The 19,259-nt window shown below is 46.0% G+C and carries 19 protein-coding genes and 1 pseudogene; 8 read left to right on the forward strand and 12 right to left on the reverse strand.

Annotation, left to right across the window (positions count from 1 at the left end; genetic code table 11):
• Nucleotides 1–79 precede the first annotated feature (79 nt).
• The 6 genes from G519_RS0127080 (at nucleotide 80) to G519_RS0127105 (ending at nucleotide 6,041) form a co-directional block, all read left to right on the forward strand.
• Nucleotides 80–556: an HPP family protein gene (locus tag G519_RS0127080; protein WP_036633874.1), complete on the forward strand. Its 477-nt coding sequence runs from the start codon at nucleotides 80–82 to the stop codon at nucleotides 554–556.
• Between the two features lie 110 nt (nucleotides 557–666).
• Complete coding sequence (locus G519_RS0127085; protein WP_029197364.1) at nucleotides 667–1,113, forward strand: cupredoxin domain-containing protein; 447 nt, start codon at nucleotides 667–669, stop codon at nucleotides 1,111–1,113.
• 143 nt (nucleotides 1,114–1,256) lie between these two features.
• Nucleotides 1,257–1,937 carry a response regulator transcription factor gene (locus tag G519_RS0127090; protein ID WP_029197365.1) on the forward strand — a complete coding sequence of 227 codons (681 nt, stop codon included), beginning with the start codon at nucleotides 1,257–1,259 and terminating at the stop codon, nucleotides 1,935–1,937.
• Entirely contained in the window at nucleotides 1,934–3,313 is a 1,380-nt protein-coding gene (locus tag G519_RS0127095; RefSeq protein WP_029197366.1) for a sensor histidine kinase, read from the forward strand. The genes G519_RS0127090 and G519_RS0127095 overlap by 4 nt, the downstream gene beginning before the upstream one ends.
• A 71-nt stretch (nucleotides 3,314–3,384) precedes the next feature.
• Nucleotides 3,385–5,628 (forward strand): MMPL family transporter, encoded by a 2,244-nt coding sequence (locus G519_RS44730; protein WP_064743545.1) that lies wholly within the window; start codon nucleotides 3,385–3,387, stop codon nucleotides 5,626–5,628.
• A 95-nt stretch (nucleotides 5,629–5,723) separates the two neighbouring features.
• Nucleotides 5,724–6,041 (forward strand): hypothetical protein, encoded by a 318-nt coding sequence (locus tag G519_RS0127105; protein ID WP_029197367.1) that lies wholly within the window; start codon nucleotides 5,724–5,726, stop codon nucleotides 6,039–6,041.
• A gap of 60 nt (nucleotides 6,042–6,101) precedes the next feature.
• Here G519_RS0127105 and melA read toward each other — a convergent pair whose 3' ends face one another.
• Entirely contained in the window at nucleotides 6,102–7,400 is a 1,299-nt protein-coding gene (gene melA, locus G519_RS0127110) for an alpha-glucosidase/alpha-galactosidase (RefSeq protein ID WP_029197368.1), read from the reverse strand.
• A gap of 146 nt (nucleotides 7,401–7,546) precedes the next feature.
• Here melA and G519_RS0127115 point away from each other — a divergent pair, with 146 nt between their 5' ends.
• On the forward strand, nucleotides 7,547–8,401 hold the full coding sequence (locus G519_RS0127115) for a helix-turn-helix transcriptional regulator (protein WP_029197369.1): 855 nt from the start codon (nucleotides 7,547–7,549) through the stop codon (nucleotides 8,399–8,401).
• A 52-nt stretch (nucleotides 8,402–8,453) separates the two neighbouring features.
• Here G519_RS0127115 and G519_RS44735 read toward each other — a convergent pair whose 3' ends face one another.
• From G519_RS44735 to G519_RS0127145, 5 genes and pseudogenes are all read right to left on the reverse strand, one after another.
• Nucleotides 8,454–8,870 carry a hypothetical protein gene (locus tag G519_RS44735; protein WP_051253719.1) on the reverse strand — a complete coding sequence of 139 codons (417 nt, stop codon included), beginning with the start codon at nucleotides 8,868–8,870 and terminating at the stop codon, nucleotides 8,454–8,456.
• 145 nt (nucleotides 8,871–9,015) lie between these two features.
• Nucleotides 9,016–9,309 (reverse strand): Dabb family protein, encoded by a 294-nt coding sequence (locus G519_RS0127125; protein WP_029197370.1) that lies wholly within the window; start codon nucleotides 9,307–9,309, stop codon nucleotides 9,016–9,018.
• Between the two features lie 139 nt (nucleotides 9,310–9,448).
• Nucleotides 9,449–10,182: pseudogene (locus tag G519_RS53715) on the reverse strand (DUF2167 domain-containing protein).
• Nucleotides 10,170–10,295, reverse strand: a complete 126-nt coding sequence (locus G519_RS53105) for a hypothetical protein (protein ID WP_268613379.1) — start codon at nucleotides 10,293–10,295, stop codon at nucleotides 10,170–10,172. Before G519_RS53105 ends, G519_RS53715 begins: the two are co-directional and overlap by 13 nt.
• 177 nt (nucleotides 10,296–10,472) lie before the next feature.
• Nucleotides 10,473–11,270, reverse strand: coding sequence for an RDD family protein (locus tag G519_RS0127145; RefSeq protein WP_029197371.1), 798 nt, complete (start codon nucleotides 11,268–11,270; stop codon nucleotides 10,473–10,475).
• 166 nt (nucleotides 11,271–11,436) lie between these two features.
• On the opposite strand from G519_RS0127145, the gene G519_RS0127150 reads away from it, so the two are divergent.
• Entirely contained in the window at nucleotides 11,437–12,408 is a 972-nt protein-coding gene (locus G519_RS0127150) for a stage II sporulation protein M (RefSeq protein WP_029197372.1), read from the forward strand.
• Here G519_RS0127150 and G519_RS0127155 read toward each other — a convergent pair.
• The 6 genes from G519_RS0127155 to G519_RS0127180 form a co-directional block, all read right to left on the reverse strand.
• Nucleotides 12,403–13,776 carry a DUF58 domain-containing protein gene (locus tag G519_RS0127155; protein ID WP_029197373.1) on the reverse strand — a complete coding sequence of 458 codons (1,374 nt, stop codon included), beginning with the start codon at nucleotides 13,774–13,776 and terminating at the stop codon, nucleotides 12,403–12,405. The two genes, G519_RS0127150 and G519_RS0127155, sit on opposite strands and share 6 nt — an antisense overlap.
• Nucleotides 13,727–14,647, reverse strand: coding sequence for an AAA family ATPase (locus tag G519_RS0127160; RefSeq protein ID WP_029197374.1), 921 nt, complete (start codon nucleotides 14,645–14,647; stop codon nucleotides 13,727–13,729). Before G519_RS0127160 ends, G519_RS0127155 begins: the two co-directional genes overlap by 50 nt.
• Before the next feature lie 5 nt (nucleotides 14,648–14,652).
• Entirely contained in the window at nucleotides 14,653–15,852 is a 1,200-nt protein-coding gene (locus G519_RS44745) for a DUF4350 domain-containing protein (protein WP_051253722.1), read from the reverse strand.
• Entirely contained in the window at nucleotides 15,836–16,489 is a 654-nt protein-coding gene (locus G519_RS0127170; protein WP_029197375.1) for a DUF4129 domain-containing protein, read from the reverse strand. The genes G519_RS44745 and G519_RS0127170 overlap by 17 nt, the downstream gene beginning before the upstream one ends.
• Nucleotides 16,482–17,540 carry a hypothetical protein gene (locus tag G519_RS0127175; RefSeq protein ID WP_029197376.1) on the reverse strand — a complete coding sequence of 353 codons (1,059 nt, stop codon included), beginning with the start codon at nucleotides 17,538–17,540 and terminating at the stop codon, nucleotides 16,482–16,484. Before G519_RS0127175 ends, G519_RS0127170 begins: the two co-directional genes overlap by 8 nt.
• A 107-nt stretch (nucleotides 17,541–17,647) precedes the next feature.
• Complete coding sequence (locus G519_RS0127180) at nucleotides 17,648–19,255, reverse strand: sensor domain-containing diguanylate cyclase (protein WP_029197377.1); 1,608 nt, start codon at nucleotides 19,253–19,255, stop codon at nucleotides 17,648–17,650.
• Nucleotides 19,256–19,259 lie beyond the last annotated feature (4 nt).

Here is a 19,259-nt window from a genome sequence, read left to right on the forward strand (position 1 = left end):
TATCATAATCATTCGTTATTCAAATGATTCAACTCATGATACCATGAGAATTAATAAAGAGAAAGAGGTGCTGCAAGTAATGAATAGCCCTGCATCATTCCCAAAATTATTCGCTTGGCTCATCCCCGGAATCGGCGGGTTTCTCGCCATTCTGATTTGCAGCTTACTCGGCGATTTCAGCCGAGTCTCGCTGCTTATGGCGCCCTTCGGCGCTTCCTGCGTCATCGCCTTCGCGCTCCCGCAGAGCCCGCTCGCGCAGCCCCGCAGCCTCGTCGGCGGCCACCTGCTGAGCACGCTCGTCGGGCTCTGCACGCTCTCCGCCTTCGGCGTCCACGCGTGGAGCCTCGCCCTTGGCGTTGGCGCCGCCATCACGCTCATGCAGCTGACGCGCACGCTGCATCCGCCGGCCGGCGCCGACCCGCTGCTCGTGATGCTCACGGGCGCGGGCTGGGGCTTCCTGCTCACGCCGGTGCTGCTCGGCGCCGCGCTGCTCGTACTAGTTGCCCTCGTTTATCACCGGGCAACCCGAACCCATTACCCCACAGCATGGTGGTAATGGGAACCCCTACTTGAACAGCGGCATGAACGGTTCAACAGATCATAATCATGCGCTGACAAGCCTCCGCATAAGATGTACAAGAACCTTGTACAGGAGGCGGACCAACGATGTCCCGAGTATGGATTATTAAGCGTAAGCATTTCTATCTGGCAGCCGCTGCACTGCTGCTGCTCCTCTCCGGCTTGCTGTATATGAACCGTGGGAGCATCGTTTCAACAGCTGCCGAGCCGTCTGCAGAAAGAACGATTCACATGGTTGTCGGAGAATTCAAATCGACCACGGCAGACGGCAAAACAATCGAAGCCTATCGATGGGACCCGGGCACCGTCGTTGTCCAAAAAGGCGAGAGAATCAATCTTAGCATCTATGGCGTCAACGGCCAGAGCCACCCTTTTCTCATCGAAGGACTGAATATTAGCGGGGAAGTCAAAAAAGGAAAAGAGACGGTCGTACATTTCACAGCCAATCAAGAAGGGACTTACCGTATTATTTGCATGACACACGCGGATATCGCCCATGGCGGTCCAATGATTGGTTATATCGTGGTGGATTAGTCTCCTTTTCTGCCGAAAACCTTACCTGCTCTCTGATCTCTTAACTCCCTTGCGGCGTTCTGATATCAGGAGTGGCAATAAGGTTTTTTTTCGTTTACACTATTGCAAAGTTCAATGATTTTAATGGAGAAGGTGCCCCAGTCTTGAAAACTCATATTCTAATTGTCGATGACGATGCTCACATTCGGGAATTGCTCCGTTTCTTATTTACAAAGGAAGGCTATGCGGTGTTTGAAGCCAGTGACGGAGAACAAGCGTCCAAGGTGATGGAAACCGAGCAAATTCATTTGGCGGTGGTCGACGTCATGATGCCGCTGCGCGATGGCCTGGAGCTATGTTCGGAGATCCGCGAGCATTATGATATTCCTGTCCTTCTTTTAACAGCCAAAGGAGAAATCGAAGATAAAGAGAAAGGCTATCTGTCTGGGACCGATGACTATATGGTCAAACCCTTTGAGCCCAAGGAACTGTTGTTCCGAGCGAGAGCTTTACTGCGGCGTTACCAGCTTGTCTCCTCCGAGGTGATTACCTTGAACCAAACGATCATCAATCGGAAAAGCTATGAAGTAACCGCCAAAGGCCAAACACTTCTCCTTCCCCTCAAAGAATTTCAACTGTTAGCCCAGTTAGCCAGTCATCCAGGACGCATATTCACAAGGGAGCAGCTGATTCAAATGCTCTGGGGAACGGATTATGAAGGCGACAGCCGTACCATTGATGTTCATATTAAGCGTTTGCGGGAACGCTTCAGTGAGATGACTGATGATTTCGTCATTACAACCGTACGAGGACTTGGGTATAAGCTCGAGGTGACCGAACGGTGAAGACACTCTACACACGCATCGTTGTTACCTTCATTGTCATTGCGATGGTCAGCAGTATCCTCGCGCTGCTCCTCTCCAATAGCTATTACTTGGCCAAATTAAGAGACAAAAACGAAGAACAAATTTGGAAGATCACGAACGAAATTTCTACGTTGTATGAGCAAGTGCATGATCTCGAGCCAGCTACCTACTTTACACATATCGCCAACATGGGATTTCAACTTTATGTCGTTAACGATCGGATGGAAGGAACCTTCTACGGGACTCCGTTCAAGCATACCCAAATGGATCCCGAGCAGATAAGGCTTGTCTTAGCCGGAGAACCGTATCGGGGCGTTTTGCAAGAGCGTCATTTTCTCATGGTGACCGGTTTTTTTGAAGATAGCCTTCGAAATAGCATAGGGGTCCCTATTCAAGTAAAGGGAAAACCTTATGCGCTATTTGTGAGGCCTAATTTGGAGCAGCAAATTGGCGGTGTACGTATCCTCATGGCCTTTCTGTTAGGGCTTACGTTTCTTTTTAGCATTATCTTAATCATTATTTTCTCACAATATATTGTTAAGCCTGTCAAAAAGCTAACCGAAGCTACGAAACGAATCGTCGGAGGTAACTTTGAGATTACCATGGACGTTTCTAGGCAAGATGAAATTGGAGAGCTGGCAAGAGATTTCACCTATATGGCTCAATCGCTCAAACAGCTGGATGACATGCGTCAGGAGTTCGTAGGCAACGTTTCTCATGAAATTCAGTCTCCCTTAACATCCATACAAGGCTTCGCTCAGTCGATTTTGGACAAGGAAACCTCAGAGGAAGAGAAAGAACGGTATCTTCATATCATTTTAGAAGAAAGTAAACGATTGTCCTCGCTTAGTAAGCAGCTGCTAACGCTGGCCTCTTTAGACAAAGAAAGCCATGTCATCAAGCGAAGCGTCTATCGACTAGATGAGCAAATTCGCCAGATTCTGATTGTCACCGAGTGGCAATGGACTGAGAAAGAGATAGCGATCGAACTAGAACTACCGGAGACAGACATCTCTGCGGACGCCCAGCTGCTCCATCAAGTTTGGCTGAACTTCATCACGAACAGCATCAAGTTTTCGAGGCCTGGAGATACATTACGGATCGAGATTCAGAAGCTGGAGACGGAAATCCTCATTCAGATCAGTGATACAGGGATTGGGATTCCGGAATCTGAGCTACCGCATATCTTTGATCGCTTCTACAAAGCAGATAAGGCCAGAAACCGTTCTCGTTCCGGCAGCGGCTTGGGATTATCGATTGCACAGAAAATTACCCAGCTCCATCATGGAAGCATTGATGTGCAGAGCGAAGTCGATAAAGGCACTACGTTTACCGTGCACCTGCCAAGATTGTAATTGAACATTCATCGTTTGTTCATATTCCTTTCCTACAATTCTAATGAGAATAAGGAGAGGGGACATGAACAATGAACCGTTTTTTCCCGAAGTTAGCTCGTTTAGTAAGCAGCTCCAAAGGAGCCAAAGTCGTTCTAATCAGTTGGCTAGCAGCCATTATCTTATTAAGCGCTTTGGCACCATCCTCGAAGGAAGTTGCAAAAAGCGGCGGAGAAGGCAGCATTCATGAAAATACATTATCCGCGGCAGCTCAGCAAATTTTGAAGGAAGACTATCCATCTCAAGATGGCTTGACAGCCCTTCTTGTTTTCCATGGACAGAATGCAATAACAGATTCAGAACGCGGAAATATCGAGAAAATTAGCGAATGGCTTAGCTCCGATCAGAAGCCGCCCTTGGTCACGCGCGCCGTACCTTTCCATCAACTACCCAAACCTCAACAGGATACTTTATTTTCCGAGGATCACACAACACTCCTGCTGACCGTCTTGTTACAAAAGGATTTGGAGTCCGGGCAAGTCTATGACACCCTTGAACAAATTCGACATACGGCGGGTCAGATCGGCATGGGGACTGTCGGGCTTGAAATCACAGGGCCTGCTGGCATCTCATCCGATACGATCATGCTTTTCAAGAAAGCTGACTTCGTCTTAATGCTAGCAACGGTTGTTTTGATTTTAGTCATTTTGGTCATCATCTATCGTTCGCCTCTGCTTGCCCTGCTGCCCTTGGTTATTGCCGGCATGGTATATCAAGTTGTGGACCGAATCCTCGGATTGGCGGGTAAAATGGGCTGGTTCTTCGTCGAGAAACAATCCCTCTCCATCATGATGATTCTGCTTTTTGCGGTACTAACCGATTATTGCTTATTTATTGTCACTCGTTACCGCTCTGAACTAAAGAAAACAGACTCCAAATACGACGCGATGTCTACCGCTTTTTCGAAAGTAGCTGAACCTATCCTATTCAGCGGCGGGACTGTGTTTATCGCGATGCTCACTTTGTTCGCTGCCATTTTCAAGCCTTACCATCACTTTGCGCCTGTGTTTTCGATTGCCATGATCATCATCCTGCTAGGCGGATTGACTTTAATCCCTGCTGTATTTGCACTCGTTGGACGCAAAGCCTTCTGGCCCCTGATTCCAAAGAGGGCGATGACGCATTCCGAAAGGACACAGAAGGGATTCTGGGCAAAAGTTAGTGCTTTTATAACAAAAAAACCAGCCCTCACAGCCACTATATTGTTAATGGTGTTAATCATTCCTTCTCTTTCGACGTTAAGCATGAAGTATTCATTTAACTTAATGAAGTCCTTTCCGAGTGATATATCGTCACGACAAGGCTTCGAGCTTCTACAGCAGCGCTTCCCTCAGGGGCAATTAGCCCCAGTTACGATCCTTTTGAAGTCGGAGAAAGAAATCGTTTGGGATGCCGCATTTATCGATAAGGCTAATTTATTGGTTAATACCATGAAAGAAAGAAACGGAATTAGCGGCATCACACCTGAAATCAATCAGGATTTGCTGAGTTCCAATAACCCAACTGCCCAAGCGATGCTCTCTAAGCAAAAGCATACAATCAAACTCCAGATGACGTTAAAGCAAAACCCCTACGATCAGGAAGCACTGGATTTGATTAACCAAATGCGCGTGGATAGTGAACAATTACTCCGCGACAGCGGATTCGATCCTGCTCAGTTTTCCCTTCATTATGCAGGCCAAACGGCTGATCAACTAGACGTCCGTTCAATGAATAAACGGGATACTCTCGTCCTATTTTCATTAATCACCTTATTTATTACCCTCATGCTAATTTGGCAGGCTCGATCCATCCGATTGGCTCTCACCATGATCGCAACCATGCTGTTATCTTATGCAGCAACTATGGGGCTTGTATGGGGTGTCTTCCATTACGGATTTGGCTATGATGCTTTTAGCTATCGACTGCCTGTCTACACGTTCGTCTTTCTCATCGCGTTAGGCGTCGATTACAACATTGTGTTGGTCTCGCGGATTAAAGAGGAAGCTCAGAACTATGCGTGGAAGGAAGCTGTTGGTCGCGGCGTAGCTTTGACAGGCGGGGTCATCTCTTCTGCTGGTATAGTCCTTGCAGCAACCTTTAGTGTGCTGATGACGCAGCCGCTACAAGAATTGATGCTGTTCGGGTTCGCCATGGCAGCCGGGATTTTAATCGACACCTTCCTCGTTCGGGGCATGCTGCTTCCAGCACTGATGACTTACCTGGGACCGAAAGGACCCGACACCAAGCTCAAACAAGGCGCCAAGCTCCAACCAAATAAGGTAGTAAAACTATAATCCTGTACCCAAATGGGCGGCTTAGGTTCCTGTCCCCAGTGGCTCTGCGCCCTCTCCATGCATACAAATAGCATAGAGGGAGTGTGGATACTGTCATGACCAATAATAAGCCGAGTGAAAAACATAAACAGCAGTTCCCCAGTGCACGCGGAATTCGGAGAGCTTGCAGCAAGGAATTATACCGAACAATCAAGCGCTTGAAAGTATGGATTTCCCCCGAACAGATTAGGGCTGCAGAAGAGCTCTATGTGAAAAAGGTGATGCTGAATCTTCCATTCATTACGGAGAATGGCAGCAACCGCAAAGCGCTTTCCGATTGGTTCGACGAAAACGTAGGGCCAGAAATTGCCCCGCTTTGGAATGTGGAGCTTGAAGTACTCAACCATGCGTTTCGTGACGCATTCGGTGGTTAAAGCAAAGAAGGCCATGGGTATGTTAGACATACGCCACGACCTTCTTTTTCATATGAACACTTAGTGATATTCAGGCAGCCATTTGCCGTGTGCTTCAATTAGCTCATCGCACATCGCAACGATATCGTCCATCGACAGCTCTGCTGAAGTATGTGGATCCAGCATAGCTGCATGATAAATATGCTCGCGTTTACGTGTGATTGCAGCTTCAATCGTCAGTAATTGTGTATTGATATTCGTGCGGTTGAGCGCCGCTAACTGTGGAGGCAGATCGCCAACGAAGGTTGGTGTAACACCGTTGCGGTCTACTAAACAAGGAACTTCAACGCATGCTTCGCGCGGCAAGTTCGTAATTAAACCGGTATTCATCACGTTTCCGCCGATTTTGAACGGAATATCGGTCTCAATCGCTTCGAAAATATACGAAGCATATTCGTGTGAACGCTCATGCGTCAAATTCGCATCATTCACGAGATCCTCGCGCATTTGTTTCCATCTGCTTATTTGCTCGATACAACGGCGTGGATACTCGTCGAGCGGAATATTAAAGCGGTCAACCAGCTCTGGATAATTACGTTTAATGAAATACGGATGATACTCAGCGTTATGCTCGGACGACTCCGTGATATAATGACCGAATTTCAGCATCATTTCAAAGCGAACCATGTCTTTATGCTTTTCTTTCTGCTTCTCCGCAGCCCGCTTCTTAATCTCAGGATAAAGGTCAACGCCATCCTTAGTTACTTCCAACAGCCATGCCATATGGTTAATACCGGCAATTTTTGCTTTCACGCCTTCCTTTTCCAAGCCCAGACTTTTGAAAAGCTCCGGAATACACGCTTGTACACTGTGACATAAGCCAACTGTACGAACACCGCCGTATGTGTTCATCACATTGGTTAATACCGCCATCGGATTCGTATAGTTGAGGAACAGGGCATCTGGACATACCTCGCGAATATCCGCTGCGAAATCGAGCATCACAGGAATCGTACGCAGATTTCGGAAAATACCGCCGATACCGACCGTGTCGGCAATCGTTTGACGCAAACCGTACTTTTTAGGGATTTCAAAATCGGTTATTGTACATGGATCATAGCCACCTACTTGGATAGCATTCACCACATATTTAGCTCCGCTTAGAGCTTCCTTACGGTCTGTATATGTTCTGATAACTGACGTACTTCCGCTTGTTTTTTTGATGTTATTCAGCATGTTGGCTGAATCCTGCAGACGTTCATGATCAATATCAAAGAGAGCGATTTCAAAGCCTTGCAGCGCGGGTGTGTGCAAACAATCACCAAGTACATTTTTGGCAAAAACCGTACTTCCAGCACCTAGAAAAGTAATCTTGGACATGTGTGAATCTCCTCCATAGTGAGTTCTTTTTTCTTATCTTCACTATAGCGCAGGACGACTCCCAAAGACATGGATTGAATGAACTCCTATATGGACATTTGTAGTTTATTCATGTACCCTAGAAACAAAAACTAAAAGAGGCTTCTATGAATCAGGATCATTCCTATTTCGCCATTCATATCAATCCGCTCCATAGTACCAATGAATTATCTGTGCTTTTTAGCGGAGAAGGCAAGCCTATTCCATTACATAAAATGGGACCGGCTGTGCATGATTATTACCTTATTCATACCGTACATGCGGGTGAAGGCACGTTCGAGATGCATAACCGTACTTATCGATGCTCCGCCGGAGATACCTTCGTTATTTATCCCGGAGAGTTATTCAGCTATATCGCAGACAGTCATCAGCCCTGGCACTATACGTGGGTTGCCTTTTCAGGCCGCGCAGCAGGAACCTTACTTTCGCAAATTGGCGTTTCCCCCCATCAGGCCGTCATTTCGGGGAGCAACCCCCGCTCTATACGTCATTATTACCGCCACATTCGCACCAGTTTTCAGCATTCTGACACTCCTGTGCTTGAGGATATGGAATCCGCTGCTTGGCTGCGCCTCTTAATTCGGGAACTCGGGCGCATGAACAGCCACCAAATTGATGTTAAACCAACGACCGAAACCGATATTGAGCGTCAGGTCGGACAAGCCATCCGATATTTAGAACTGCAATACACACAGCCGGTATCTATCGAGGAGCTCGCACACACACTAGGCTATCATCGTACGTATTTATGTAAAATGTTCAAACAATCTACGGGCTTATCCCCTATGCAGTATCTGTTAAAAATTCGCATGGAACGTGCCCAACAGCTGTTGGAGACTTCCATGACGATAGACCAAGTAGCATCTTCCGTTGGATTTAACGATGCCCTCTATTTTTCCAAACAATTTCGTAAATGGAGTGGATCAGCACCTTCGGTTTATCGCAAAGAACAGAAAATTTAAAAGTAAAAAAGCCTCCAACCCCACAGTTTGTCTGGGGCCGAAGGCATCTTTATTAGAGTGCGTTTATAACTAAAGCGCTCAAAGTAATAGGACCAATAACAACAGCTGTTAAACCTGCTGTCAAAGACTCGATAGATAAAGTATAGCCGTGAGATCCTGCTGGTGGGTTGACGTCGATTGCTTGGATTGTCGGAACATAGTATTTCTCAAAGCCGGATTCAATACCCTGTCTTGCATAGTAAATGACTTGACCATCGCGGAAAATTCGGAATAATACACTTCCAGTACCTACATCTCCTCTTATTCCAATGGTTGCTTTCAATTCTACAACTTGAGGAAATGTGGCTGGAACATCCACTCTGACTTCCGCAAGTCCTACTCCTGCCGGAGTTAATGGGACAGGAATTTGCACCCCATCTGTAACGGGCGTAACCGTAAGACCAAAGTAACTTTCGATTTGATTTGCCATGATGTTTTCATCTCCTTTTCTTTTAAGATACTATATTGTATGAAGATGATAGATTTATAGATTGGACAAAATAATCATTTATTGAAATTATCCGCATAAAAAAACTGCTGACAAGGATGGATCCTTATCAGCAGTTTTTCGTATATTAAATCTCAATATCAACAATCAAACTATCTTCTCTGCCTACTTCTCTAATATATGCAGCAACCGCTTGGTGCTCCGGATTTGGACCATAAGCTTCAAGAGCTGCTCTATCCTCAAAACGTACAGATAAAACAACCTGGTACCCTTTGTTCTTCTCTGAAAAGTTAATGCCCGCTTGAATATCTACGATGCCTGTTAGATGCACTTTTAACGCTTTAAATCTATCAACGACTTCTTGGAGCTGTTCCTGCGTCGTCGTTTCACCGAATTTTACAAGTACAATATGATCGATCATGATATAAAACCTACTTCCCTAAAATGATTTAGTACGTTTATGCGTAACGTTCGAATAAACGCGGAATTCGAGATTAACGTCTTTCATTTTATCAGGAAGGCGTCTAATCGTCGATAAGGAGTCGTCATATTGCATTTTCTTAACCATTGATATTCCTCTGAAATCGTTTTTTGATAAAAGTCCAAACCGCACCCAAAGCAAGTACGATAAGTACCGCAAACTTTTTAAGAAAAAGAATAATGACAGCCAGTATCCCTACTTTCTTAGCGACTGCTAGCCCTGCTCCGCCTAAAATAAGCGCGCTTAATCCATACTCTGACATCTTATCCTTAGCTGGGTTGAAATCTTCGTATTTTTCTCCCGTTTTCATGTTCAGCTTGGGCAACAATTTATCAGCGATCACCTTTTTATCTGCTTCTCTATGAGTTGGATCAGAGACCAAAATAACAGATATATTGCCCTCTCGCGTCAAATACGCGTATTGTAATTAAGAAATGTTACTTTCTTGTCATCCTCAGCCAACAAGGACCAAGTGAGCCCGTGTGTCTTTTCATCGTAAAAAGGTTCAATATCCCAACCCTTCACATAAATCTTTTCCCCATCCTGACGCTGTTTATTTGCCGCTTCTGTTCCCTTTTTATAGCTGTTAAGCAGTTCTTTAGCATCTATCTTTGTTTTTTCATCATCTTTGATGTGACCGGATTTCTTATATTCCAAAATGACTGTCCATGTCTGATCCTGACTCTTCGGAAAAATACTGCCAATCTCGTCCCCCGTGACATTGTCATGGTTGTCTTTACTCATTTTCTTGGTATTCTCCGCGTCAAGAAAAACAAAATCCGAATCAAGATCAATAGTGGCTATTTGCCCCAAATCAACGGTTTTGCCGCCTTCAATCCACGCATATTTTTACTCTCTGCAGCTGCTGCGCTGCTGCTTACCACCAAACATACAATTAGTGTCATCCAACATAATCGTTTTTTCATCAATAATCCTCCATACCCGCTCAAATGTTATTCATATTTTCAATAATCTACCATTTTTGAGTATAGTATGAACAAATTGATTTAATAACCATTATTTTGCTAAATTCGACAAAAAAGATAGACAGTCGGAATATAAATCATTCCAACTGTCTATTACTTCGAAGCCCGCTCAGCAATCTAAACTTCCCAATCGTTCCTCAGCTTCTCATAAAGCTGGGCTAAGTATGCAGCAGGATCCAGTGTAAACCCTAGGTCATGACCTAACTTCTTAGCAAAATGCTGCGCAATCGGTAAGGCTAACTCCTGTAGTTTTGCATCATGCATTGTTGGTATTCGTTCGACCCAGGCTTGCAAAAGCTGCCAGTCTACCGCAGTGATCTCTTGTCTTTTGGCTTCCTCTATTTCCAGAGTGAGGATGGGGTAATTCTTTTTGGAGATTGCCTTATCGATATGTTTTCGACGTTTCATTCGCTCAAAACGAGCTTCAATCACAACAATGGTTCCGGCTACCATATCACCGATGCGCTTATCTTTTGCACTAAAGATGATGCTGACTGCACCAATGAAGTAGAATGTTGGCATCATATCCAGCAGACGAAACAAGTTACGAATCAAGATCGATAATAAGGTTGCAGACTGCCCATTATTTTGGAGCACGCGAAGTCCTAGAATTCTTTTCCCTGGCGTTTGTCCTCCCATGAAAGCTTCTGTGCAGACAAAATAGCCTAAGTTCACTACAACCCAAAGAATGAGAGCAATCGCGATCAAATAATCTGCAAGAGCAGGCAGCCAATCACCCGAATATAACCTGCTTATCAAAATAGCGAATACGAATAAAAGGCCATTCATCACAAGCAAAATCAAGCAATCAATTAAATGCGCTAACGTCCTGCTGCCAATGCCTGCGGTTTGAAATTGCAATTGCACCTGCTCAGGTGTCACGATAGTTAATTCTTTATCCAGAGACTCGTTCATAGCATCTCCTCATGATTTCAAAATTATGGTAACGAATGTCATTGATATGCTAAAATGAACAAGCAAAACGCTGAGATTAAGCTTACAATGCAAAGTTTTTTTACGAAAACTCAAAGATCATGCTTACGATGCAAGTTTTCTACGAAAACTCTTAGGAGGTCCCCCCATGAATATCTCGCGCTTTATTCGAGAACATAAATCACAATGGACAGAGCTTGAGCAGCTGCTGATTCAGCTTAGTAAACGGAAGAGCCGTTTGCAGGCCAGCCATGTGAATAGATTCACTGAACTTTACAAAGTCGCATCCGCACATCTTGCTACCTTACAAACTCACGTGCCTACGGATGAAACAACCCATTATTTGAATCATCTCGTATCCCAAGCCCATAATGCGATGTATAAAGAAAATAACAAAAGCAGCAAACAGATGAAGGAGTTTTTCCTCCACTACTTTCCATCGTTAATACACGCAAGAAGTCTTTTTGTCGGCTTTGCTTTTTTCTTATTTTTGCTTGGCGGGCTGCTGGGCTTCCTGTCCGTATGGAACGATCCGCTCAATCTATCCATGATCATGCCTGGGACAATGGCCGACAGTATTGATCCTTCCAAAACTGCCGATCCACGCGGGGACCTGCACTCCCCACTCGTATCTACAGCCATTATGACGAACAACATTCGGGTCGCCGTTCTCGCCTTCATAAGCGGTGTAACGCTCGGAGTCGGGACTATCTATTTAATGATAAGCAACGGACTTATTGTAGGAGCATTGGCTGCGGTCTTCATGCAATCTGGGAAAAGCTATGTATTCTTGGCCTACATATTGCCGCATGGCATTATTGAGCTTACCGCTATTTTCATCGCTGGCGGCGCTGGCTTGTATATGGGGTATCGCTTCTTCGTCCCAGGACCCTATCCGCGTAAGCTGCGTTTTCTGGAGTCGGCCAAGGAATCCGCCCAGCTCCTGATCGGCACGATTCCTTTATTCATCATTGCAGGGATTATTGAAGGTTACATTACACCGTCTACGATGTCACTTGAGGTCAAATATCTCATTGCCGGAGTGACTTTATTGTTACTAGGACTTTATTACGGTTATGGCATCAGTAAACGATCTAAACAAAAACAATTCATGCTATAAACGATCTCGCGATTTCAAATCTAAATACGCATTAACAGCGCTAAGCGTCAGTTGGTCGGCAGGGACATCCATCACCGGGATGCCTCGGCCGGCCATTTTAGTTACATAGGCGTAACGATCTGTCGTAAAATGATGGGCAATACTTTGCCGATAGGCCTGGCGGCTATCCTCAGCGCGAATACGCACCCATTGATGTAGAAGCGGATCCTGTAAAGACAAGAGCAGCACATGGTGACTTCTGCGCAATCGCTGCACATAAGGCAGCAGCTCTTGATCATATAGATAACTTTCCATATCGGAAAATAGCACGACAAGCGAGCGTTTTTTCAGAAAACGTAGCACATGAGAGAAGGCAATCTGCGTGTTCGACTCCACGAAATCCGTACGCAGATCATAAACGGCCCTCGTTAACTCCTGAAGATGGGAAAGCCCTTTTCCAGCTGGCACGTACACTTTCACTTGGCTTGCATAAGCAATTAAAGCTACTTGATCCCCTTGTTTAAGAGCTACGGCAGCGAGTGTTAATGCAGCTTCCAGTGTCCGGTCAAGCTTCACATGTCCCTCAAGCTCGATTGCCATTTGCCGTCCACAGTCGAGCACTAGAGTCACGATCTTCCCTTTTTCCGGCTGAAAAAGATTCGTCATCAGCTTCGTCGTGCGAGCCGACGCTTTCCAATTGATATGCCTAATATCGTCGCCCTGCACATAATCACGGATATAATGAAACTCCGAGCCGCTGCGCTGCTTTTTGAAAAGCCGCTGGCCTTCTAAAATTAATGCATCCTGTACAGCGCCTAGTACACCTCGTACCTGAGATAAATCTGGATAGATATCAATCTTATCTACTTGCTTCAATCGCACCTGCTTCTTCCAAAGCCCCATGCCTCCGAAGTAGCGCAAATATACGTATTCAAAAACGTATTCCCCTCTCTCGAGAGCCAGCGTTGTATAAAAGAAAGAGGCTGAAGTTCCTCGGAAGGCACCGCTCATATGGTTGCGGACCATGCTGAATGTTTGCGGCAAATGATCCATTAATTCAACGTGAATAGACGTCTGTTCCTCGGATTTAAGCTCAAGACCCACCTCAAAGCTGTTTCTAACATCCATCTGCTCCGGAAGATTGCGCCGGATTCCCCAACTGCTGCGTTTAGGAAGCAGCAACAGATCAACGCCACTTAGTACGCAGAGCAGGGCATTCCAACTCCAGAAGACAGGTAGAGCTGCATCAAAAATAGAAGCTATTAATGTGACTACAGCACCTACGAATACGAGTCCAATGAATCGGTTCGTTGGCAGGATAAAATCCTGAAGCAGAAATTTATCGAGGAACCGGAATAGAGCCGAGCGTCTCTTGGATGATGTGGTCACTTGTTCCGCCCTCCAATTCCGCTTGCGGTGTTAACAGAAGTCTGTGTCGCAGCGCAGGCCGCGCTACAAGCTTGATATCGTCAGGCGTCACATACGTTCGTCCATCTAGCAAAGCCCAAGCTTTGCTAGCCATCAGCACAGCAATTCCCGCCCGGGGACTAGCCCCAAGCTGTACGCGCTTGGACTCACGGGTTTTGCGAATAATTGTAGCAATATAGGTGTATAAGGATTCCTCCACAACGACATCGGAAAGCCGGCGCTGCAGTTCCGTGATGCGTTCTGGGGTCAGTATCGCCGCGAGTGACTCCTCTTGATGCTGCCCGAATGGTACGTGGCTGCGTAGAATTTCTACTTCAGCTTCTTCGCCAGGATAATCAAGTACCAGCTTAAACAAAAAGCGATCGAGCTGCGCTTCCGGAAGCGGATAGGTACCCTCGTACTCGACTGGATTTTGAGTAGCTACGACAAAAAAAGGATTAGGCAGCTTATACGTATTCCCCTGAATCGTTACCTGACGCTCTTCCATCGCTTCAAGCAGAGCCGCTTGTGTCTTCGGTCCAGAACGGTTAATTTCATCTGCCAATAGTACATTCGTGAAAATAGGACCTTGAATCGTAGTAAATGAATGATCCTGCATATGATAAATGACGCTGCCTGTAATATCTCCGGGCATCAGGTCTGGCGTAAATTGAATACGGCGGTAATCCCCGCCTGATAATTCTGCAAGGGTGCGCGCCATCTTGGTCTTTCCTAGACCTGGCACACCTTCCAGCAGTACATGACCGCCAGCCAATAGAGCGGTGACGAGCAGCCTTATGTTCAGCTTTTGGCCGAACAAGCGCTGCTCCATTGATTGGATTAATTCATTCATTGCGCTCACTCCTTCTCCAAGTAGGCGATCATCTCGCCCATCTCCCGCGTTCGCTGCACGAACGCCCCACTGCTCACGCCCCGCTGCTTCGCAGCGCGGGGCCCAGCTGAGCCGCCGCTAGCAGGCGGCTCCTCCAGCAGGCGCGCGAGCTGCGCCGCCTGCGCCTCAGACATGCGGCCGCGAGCAGTTTCCGCGGCCTGTAGAGCACTTGCGCTGGGGCTGAGCCCCCAGCGCTGATGCAGCAGCTGCCGCAGGAACAGCTGCTGGTGCGCAAGCGCCTCGTGCTGGTAGCCGAGGCGCTCGTACCAAGCGGCGACGGCGTGCACGCCTTCGTCGCCGCGGCGAACCGTCCACGCCCGCGGCGTGTGGACGGGGCCAAAGCGCTTGCCGCGCAGCCAGAGCCACAGCAGCAGCGCGAGACCAAGCTGCACGCTCGCGAGCACGAGCCACGCGGGATAGACGGCAAGCAGTCCGGGCTTCGTCCCGAAGCCGTGATGGGTCTCATCAATCCACACGGCGTCCCAAGACTTCGCGAACAGCGGCCAGATCAATTCGAAATGGGACTCCTGATCAATCGTCCCATTCTGCATCCAGTTCGGGGTCAGCACCACGGTGATGCTGCCTAAACCTTCTTCTATACGGCTGGCGAGCACGCCGTGTTCATCTTCGAACAGCACCCGCCCGTTCCCATCGGGCTTAATCCGGTACGGTGTATCCACCCGCCCCGTCAGCAAGCCACCGGCTGACGAATAATCCGGCGAGACCTTAATTGTCGAGACAGAAGCACTTTCTTTCGCACTATTCGTACTCTTTTCCGTACTTCCCGTCCCAATTTCCCCCGCCAAGACAGTCCCCCAAGGCCCCCACCCTTCGGGATTGCGATCAAACAGAACAACATCATTCCCCTTCCGAACCCAATCGAGCAGCTGCTCGCGATCGGCCTTGGTCACACCAGACGGCTGTACGGCAACCAGCAGCATCTTTTCACCATTAGGAAGGTTTTTCCAGCTAAATCGCCATTCCTTTACTGCTTTCTGCTTCGTACTCAGCAGTTCTTTCCAAGCTTTCGTACCGTCGATATCCGCCGAGAAGGACAGATAAGGAGGTTGGTCTGGGAGCTTTGGCTTCACGAGCCAGTAGCCTAACACGAGAAATATCAGGATGCTGAGTGCTAGTCCCACATGAAGCCTATTCAGCCCTCTCATGTGCAGCCCCCTCCTCCCTTCTGATAACAACGGCAACCTTTTCATATATGGAAGTAAACTGTTCCTCTGTTACTACTTCCTTGCCATACCAAATACGTTCAAACAAAACCGAACTATCATGGAACAAAGGGACTAGGGAAGACGATGAACCTCCCAGCTCCTCCGCATACTCCCAATTCGTCTTCCATTTCTCCACACGGATCATTCGTTTAGCTTCCATAAAGAACAAAAGCGACAGAAAGACCGAGCGTATGCCCTCTCGCAAATATCCAGTTCCCCTTAGCTCATCTGCTTGCTGCCAATAAAAGCGATAAGAACGGCTTATTTCCCCTACAGGCAAGTAAGTGTCAGAGCGGATTCTCTTTTGCCAAATATTTTGCTTCACGAACCAATAAATTGCGAATGCAGCAATACCAAGAAGTGCAACGACAACACCAACGGTTAGCCAGTTCGTTACCGAATCTGAAACTTGAAAATCTGGCAGCCAGCTCTGTATTTTACGAAAAAGCGGCTTCAACCATGCCCAGATCGAGCCGTTCTCTTTGACCTCATAAGCCGTGTATTCGCTTTGATTTAAGATTTGTTTTAATTGCTCTTTATCCTCTTGCAAAGAAGGAGCTAAAGCTGCACTAATCATTCTTTTTATCCAAGTCTATCGGACGAAGATCTTCAAAAGTGTCAAACGGCTCCAATTCTTCCGTTGGTTCCAATGAAGAAGTTTGTATGGTACTTTCAATCAACGATTCTAGTCCTAGACCCTCATTACGAACCTTGAGATCGAAGAAGCTAACTGCATAAGGCAGCACCCATAGAGGTGTAACCAAGATTGAAATTAAACTTTGCAATAACTGCCCTCCAAGTCCCAAACCAAAAATTGCAACAATAATCAAATCAATGACGGCTAGGAAAAGATACAAAATGAGCGTAAGTACAAAATACATCAGAAATAAGCGCCAGAAGCTCTTGCGAGTCAACTTCCAACTGCGGCCTAGACCAATAGACTCTTCATCCAGCGCGACAAAAGGCAAATAATAACACCAGCGAATAAAAAAATAGGAAAAGGTAAAGATCGCTCCAAGACCAAGGATGACGAAGAATATGATGGATAGTACAACTGCACCTCCACCCAATCCTCCTACCGAACTGGATAAGTTTCCTCCTATTGCAAAGACGATAACAAAAATGACAATAATAATTGCGAGACCTATGTATATTCCGAACATGATAAGTGCATCCAAAAACGTGCTTCCTGCTAATGGCCAAAATCGGCGGAAAGATTTGCGCAATAGCACCCCGACTCCCGGTGTCTCTTCGCCGAAGAGGCTTGCTTTAACCAAATGTAAGACGGAAGCTATCGAAGCTGGCATGAGGCCAAGAATCATGATTGGAATAAGAACCAGCAAGAGGAGAAGTACTTTCCCTACGTCTATCGGCGTCTGTTTATTTTGCATGAAAGCACCGGATCCAAACAAATCTTGCATGGATGCTCCGCTGCGGATCTGGTCAAGAATGGATGATGACGTACTTACCGCCGTCTCTTGATACGTAAGCAGTTGCACCAGTAAGTTAAATGGACCATACAAGATCAGCATAATCATTGTTAATGTCACAAAATGCTTACGGTACAACTGGAAACTGCGATCTAATATTCTTCCAATTCCCATTGGTCTTAATGATGCGTTTTGCATGGAGAACCCCCTAAATGTTGGTAATTCAAATACTCTTTGACTATTATACACCAAACCCTCAAATTTCTGACCATCAAATTCCACGCAAAAAACTAGATCAATACCTATCATCGATCTAGTTCTACTCTGTTTCTTCCACCAGATTTCGCGCGATAGAGGGCATGATCTGCTCTAGAAACCATATCTTCAAGCACCATCGTACCGAACTCCAGTGTAGGAGAATATTTAGCTATCCCTATGCTCGCTGTCAGTTTTACGGTTACCTGCTCATCCGTGTATGGTTCTTCCATGATATGTCGTATCAGATCCTCTGCTAAAGACACACTTTCTTGTGCATTTTTACGCATCGCAAGCAGGATAAACTCTTCGCCTCCATAGCGTGCAACAATCGTATCTGTTCCCGAAAGCCGCTGTAGTATAGAAGCAACGTGATGAAGAACGCGATCACCCACCAAATGCCCATAGGTATCATTGATTTTCTTAAAATGGTCAATATCGAACATCATAACCGAGCACATGTGCCCAGCAGCAATACAGGCTTGAAGCTGTTTATTTCCTTCTTGCATCATATAACGGCGATTAGGAATCTCTGTCAATTGATCCACCAATGCAGAATGCTCCAGTAGAGATATATTCGCCTTGAGTTTATCAGACATTAGGTTGAACGTATTGACCAACATACGCAATTCAATCGGAGCCATTCTAATTTTATCCGCATCAATCTGATAGTCGTAGTTCCCGTTCTGAATAATTTTGGTTCCGCGAAGCAAGTATCGAATCGGTCTCTCAATTCTAGATGCAATCGTAACGGCTGCACCGATACTAAGAATAAGAGCTACAAGTGAAATGATAATAATCGCTATACTTAATTGATTTAAATTCTGAAATACTTCTCTCTGTGTGATCTCACCAACGACAACCCAGCTTTTTCCCGTAGACCATTTATACTGACCGTATACCCTTTCACCGCGAAATCCAATGTAGGAGTCATTCGAAGTGCTCCCTGTCTTGGCTCTCTGCATAATTTCAGTCTTCATCGGGACATTGACGAATTCTTCGCTTTTGCTTGTATCATTTGAGGCTGTGACAATATTCCCTTCCGAATCCAACACATAGACTTCCCCTGTGTCACCAAAACTTAGCTGCTTCATTAAACTATTCAGCATTTCCAGTGTTACTATTCCCAGCACAGCACCTTTGAAATCATTATGGTCGCCAAGCACGGGGGCGGAGAACGTTATGACAGGTTTTCCTGAATCTTTGGATATGATAACGCCGGAGACAAAGCTTTTCTTCTCAAGCGCTTGTTTAAAATACTGCCTATCTCCCACATAATACGAAATATTTGGATCTGCATCCGAACGAATAAACCCATCTTTTTCTACGTAAGCAATCGACAAGAATTCAGAATTCACACGTGAAAAATTTTGAAATTCTCTTTTCAAATCGCCTATTTGATGAAATTTTGCATGGTCGGATACGGCGAAGCGTTTAATTGTATCCAGTTTTTCCTGATTCCATCTTTCAATATACAGACTTTGCAAGGTGATTACTTGCTTTAACTGATTTTCTGCTTCATCTAAACGATCTTTCTGCTCTATAAAATAAAAAGGGACAATTATGGAGAGGGTTAGTGTCACAATGACAACTACGATCCATAATTGAAACCTCATTTTTATCGTTTGATTAGAAAAATAGGAAAACATGGGTCTCATTCCG

Origin of the sequence: Paenibacillus alginolyticus DSM 5050 = NBRC 15375 (assembly GCF_000422905.1) — a bacterium.
In the GTDB taxonomy this organism is placed as follows: domain Bacteria; phylum Bacillota; class Bacilli; order Paenibacillales; family NBRC-103111; genus Paenibacillus_E; species Paenibacillus_E alginolyticus.